The following is a 3,839-nucleotide window of genomic DNA, read 5'->3' as shown; positions in this document are numbered from 1 at the left end:
CTGACCGTCGAAGCCGTCAATCGGACAGTAGCGAGGATCAATCTACGCCCGCGCAAGCGCTTGGGCTGGAAGACGCCGTACGAAGTGCATACAGGGGTGAGCGTTGCACTTATGTGTTGAATTCAGGTAGGATTAGTGTCTAGCTAGCTGAGCATCTCCCTGCGGAGGTGATCTGCAAATGTGTTGCACCGACACCCATCACCCAAGAGGAGCCTGCCTATGTGGACCAAACCTGCCTACACCGACCTGCGTATCGGCTTTGAAGTCACCATGTACTTCGCAAGCCGTTAATTTGTTTCGCAGTACAACGCCTCGGTCAGCCGGGGCGTTTTTATTTTCAGCTCACACCTGTAGGGGGCCGCGATGTACATCCAGATTCTAGGTTCAGCCGCGGGCGGCGGGTTTCCGCAATGGAACTGCAATTGCGTCAACTGCAAGGGCTTTCGCGACGGCACGCTTAACGCCCGCGCCCGCACGCAGTCTTCGATTGCCCTGTCCGACGACGGCGTTCACTGGGTGCTGTGCAATGCCTCGCCAGACATCCGCGCCCAGCTGCAGGGTTTTGCGCCCATGCAACCGGCCCGTGCGCTGCGCGATACCGGCATCAACGCGATCATCCTATTGGACAGCCAGATCGACCACACCACGGGCCTGCTGAGCCTGCGCGAAGGCTGCCCGCACAGCGTCTGGTGCACCGACATGGTTCATCAGGACCTGACCACCGGCTTCCCGCTGTTCAACATGCTGACCCACTGGAACGACGGCCTGGACTGGCAACGAATCGAACTTGAAGGCAGCTTCATCATCCCGGCCTGCCCTAATCTGCGTTTTACTCCGTTCCCACTACGCAGCGCCGCACCGCCCTATTCGCCGCACCGCTTCGACCCGCACCCCGGCGACAACCTGGGCCTGATCGTCGAAGACCTGCGCACCGGCGGCAAGCTGTTCTACGCCCCCGGGCTGGGCCAGGTCGACGACACCCTGATGGGCCACATGGCCGACGCCGACTGCCTGCTGGTGGACGGCACGCTGTGGGACGATGACGAGATGCAGCGCCGCGGCGTGGGCACCCGCACCGGCCGCGAGATGGGCCATCTGGCACAGAACGGCCCCGGTGGCATGCTCGAAGTGCTCGAGCGCCTGCCTGAGCAACGCAAGGTACTGATCCACATCAACAACACCAACCCGATCCTCGACGAAGACTCTCCCGAGCGCGCCGAGTTGAACCGCCGGGGCGTCGAAGTCGCCTTCGACGGCATGAGCATCGAGCTGTAGGAGCCCGTCATGACCGACGCCACGCCAATGACCACCGCCGAATTCGAACAGGCCCTGCGCGCCAAGGGTGCCTATTACCATATCTATCACCCGTACCACGTGGCGATGTACGAGGGGCGCGCAACCCGCGAGCAGATCCAGGGCTGGGTCGCCAACCGCTTCTACTATCAGGTCAATATCCCGATGAAGGACGCGGCGATCCTGGCCAACTGCCCGGATCGCGAAGTGCGTCGCGAATGGATTCAGCGCCTGCTCGACCATGACGGTGCACCCGGTGAAGACGGCGGCATCGAGGCCTGGCTGCGCCTGGGCCAAGCGGTGGGCCTGGACCCGGACCAGCTGCGTTCCCAGGAACTGGTGCTGCCCGGCGTGCGCTTTGCGGTCGACGCCTACGTCAACTTCGCCCGTCGCGCCAGCTGGCAGGAAGCCGCCAGCAGCTCCCTGACCGAGCTCTTCGCCCCGCAGATCCACCAGTCGCGGCTGGACAGCTGGCCGCAGCACTACCCCTGGATCGATCCGGCCGGCTACGAGTACTTCCGCACCCGCCTGGGCCAGGCGCGCCGTGATGTCGAGCATGGCCTGGCGATCACCCTGCAGCACTACACCACCCTGCAAGGCCAGCAGCGCATGTTGGAAATCCTGCAGTTCAAACTGGACATCCTCTGGAGCATGCTCGATGCCATAACCATGGCCTACGAGCTGAACCGTCCGCCCTACCATAGCGTCACCGACCAACGTGTCTGGCACAAGGGAATCGCCCTATGAGCTTCGATCGAAACCTGACCCCCAAATGGCGCACAGGCTATCGCTTCCAGTACGAACCGGCGCAGAAAGGCCACGTGCTGCTCTATCCTGAAGGCATGATCAAACTCAATGACAGCGCCAGCGCCATCGGCGGGTTGATCGACGGCACGCGCAATGTCGCGGCCGTCATCGCCGAGCTGGACAAGCAGTTCCCCGGCGTACCCGAGCTCGGTGGCGACATTGAGCAATTCATGGAGGTCGCTCGTGCAGAGCACTGGATCGAACTTGCCTGAGCTGCCGGCCAAGCCTGAGGTCGGCCTGCCGCTGTGGCTGCTGGCCGAGTTGACCTACCGCTGCCCGCTGCAATGCCCGTACTGCTCCAACCCCCTGGACTTCGCCGCCCAGGGCAAGGAGCTGAGTACCGAGCAGTGGTTCAAGGTATTCCGTGAAGCACGGGAGATGGGTGCCGCGCAGTTGGGCTTTTCCGGTGGCGAACCGCTGGTGCGCCAGGACCTCGCCGAGCTGATCGCCGAAGCCCGCAAGCTGGGTTTCTACACTAACCTGATCACCTCGGGCATCGGCCTGACCGAACAGAAGATCGCCGACTTCAAGACCGCCGGCCTGGATCATATCCAGATCAGCTTCCAGGCCAGTGACGAGCAGGTCAACAACCTCCTGGCCGGCTCGAAAAAAGCCTTTGCGCAGAAACTGGAAATGGCCCGCGCAGTGAAGGCCCACGGCTACCCGATGGTGCTGAACTTCGTTACCCACCGGCACAACATCGACAAGATCGACCGCATCATCGAGTTGTGCATCGCCCTGGAAGCCGACTTCGTCGAGCTTGCCACCTGCCAGTTCTACGGCTGGGCGCACTTGAACCGCGTCGGCCTGCTGCCGACCAGGGAACAGCTGGTGCGCGCCGAACGCATCACCAACGAATACCGTGCCAAACTCCAGGCACAAGGCAATCCGTGCAAGCTGATTTTCGTCACCCCGGATTATTACGAAGAACGACCGAAGGCCTGCATGAACGGCTGGGGCAGCATCTTTCTGACCGTCACCCCCGACGGCACGGCGCTACCCTGCCATGGTGCACGGCAGCTGCCGGTGCAGTTCCCGAACGTGCGCAATCACAGCATGCAACACATCTGGTATGACTCTTTCGGTTTCAATCGCTTCCGCGGCTATGATTGGATGCCTGAGCCTTGCCGCTCCTGCGACGAGAAAGAAAAGGATTTCGGTGGCTGCCGTTGCCAGGCTTTCATGCTGACGGGTGACGCCAGCAATGCCGATCCGGTATGCAGCAAGTCCGCCGATCACGGGATCATTCTCAAGGCCCGTGAAGAAGCCGAGCACGCCACCCAGACGATTGAACAACTGGTCTTCCGCAATGATCGAAACTCGCGCCTCATCGCCAAAAGCTGAACTCTTCACCGCCGCCCAGGCCGTTGCCGCCGGAGCCGACTTCGCCGAACTGCGGGTCGGGCCCACGGCCTGTTCTGGAACGAATTCCGCCCCCAGGATGCCGCCTGTCGCATCTGGCGCTGGCATGCCGGCCAAGCCCTGCGCCTGACACCCGATGGCTTCAGCGTGCGCACCCCGCTGTTCCACGCAAGCCAGATCAGGGCCCCGGTCATCTTATCTATGCCTACCATTTATGTAAAAGTCTTTTGTTAGGCTGGCGATTTATCATCCTGAATTCAACACATAAGTGCAACGCTCACCCCTGTATGCACTTCGTACGGCGTCTTCCAGCCCAAGCGCTTGCGCGGGCGTAGATTGATCCTCGCTACTGTCCGATTGACGGCTTCGACGGTCAG

5 protein-coding genes and 3 pseudogenes are annotated in these 3,839 nt (G+C 61.8%); 7 read left to right on the top strand and 1 reads right to left on the bottom strand.

Annotation, left to right across the window (positions count from 1 at the left end):
- The 7 genes and pseudogenes from ABX75_RS29305 to ABX75_RS29840 form a co-directional block, all read left to right on the top strand.
- Nucleotides 1-120 (top strand): annotated as a pseudogene (locus tag ABX75_RS29305) (IS30 family transposase); the annotation flags it as partial.
- Between the two features lie 99 nt (nucleotides 121-219).
- Nucleotides 220-291, top strand: coding sequence for a pyrroloquinoline quinone precursor peptide PqqA (gene pqqA, locus ABX75_RS28925; protein WP_008365141.1), 72 nt, complete (start codon nucleotides 220-222; stop codon nucleotides 289-291).
- A 72-nt stretch (nucleotides 292-363) separates the two neighbouring features.
- Nucleotides 364-1,275 carry a pyrroloquinoline quinone biosynthesis protein PqqB gene (gene pqqB, locus ABX75_RS27905; protein ID WP_047883129.1) on the top strand — a complete coding sequence of 304 codons (912 nt, stop codon included), beginning with the start codon at nucleotides 364-366 and terminating at the stop codon, nucleotides 1,273-1,275.
- A 9-nt stretch (nucleotides 1,276-1,284) separates the two neighbouring features.
- Nucleotides 1,285-2,040, top strand: a complete 756-nt coding sequence (gene pqqC, locus ABX75_RS27900) for a pyrroloquinoline-quinone synthase PqqC (RefSeq protein ID WP_047883128.1) — start codon at nucleotides 1,285-1,287, stop codon at nucleotides 2,038-2,040.
- Nucleotides 2,037-2,312, top strand: a complete 276-nt coding sequence (gene pqqD / locus ABX75_RS27895; RefSeq protein WP_047883127.1) for a pyrroloquinoline quinone biosynthesis peptide chaperone PqqD — start codon at nucleotides 2,037-2,039, stop codon at nucleotides 2,310-2,312. The genes pqqC and pqqD overlap by 4 nt, the downstream gene beginning before the upstream one ends.
- The gene (gene pqqE / locus ABX75_RS27890) at nucleotides 2,284-3,444 is read left to right on the top strand and encodes a pyrroloquinoline quinone biosynthesis protein PqqE (RefSeq protein WP_082136215.1); all 1,161 of its coding nucleotides are present in this window, start codon (nucleotides 2,284-2,286) and stop codon (nucleotides 3,442-3,444) included. The genes pqqD and pqqE overlap by 29 nt, the downstream gene beginning before the upstream one ends.
- Nucleotides 3,410-3,627: pseudogene (locus ABX75_RS29840) on the top strand (S9 family peptidase); the annotation flags it as partial. The gene pqqE and the pseudogene ABX75_RS29840, both read left to right, overlap by 35 nt.
- A 92-nt stretch (nucleotides 3,628-3,719) precedes the next feature.
- Here the strand turns inward: ABX75_RS29840 and ABX75_RS29300 are convergent.
- A pseudogene (locus tag ABX75_RS29300) lies at nucleotides 3,720-3,839 on the bottom strand (IS30 family transposase); the annotation flags it as partial.

It is taken from the genome of Pseudomonas sp. ARP3, from assembly GCF_001029595.1.
Taxonomy (GTDB): Bacteria; Pseudomonadota; Gammaproteobacteria; order Pseudomonadales; family Pseudomonadaceae; genus Aquipseudomonas; species Aquipseudomonas rhodesiae.
The sequence above is the reverse complement of the archived record's forward strand: the minus strand, read 5'-3'. Positions and strand labels throughout refer to the sequence as shown.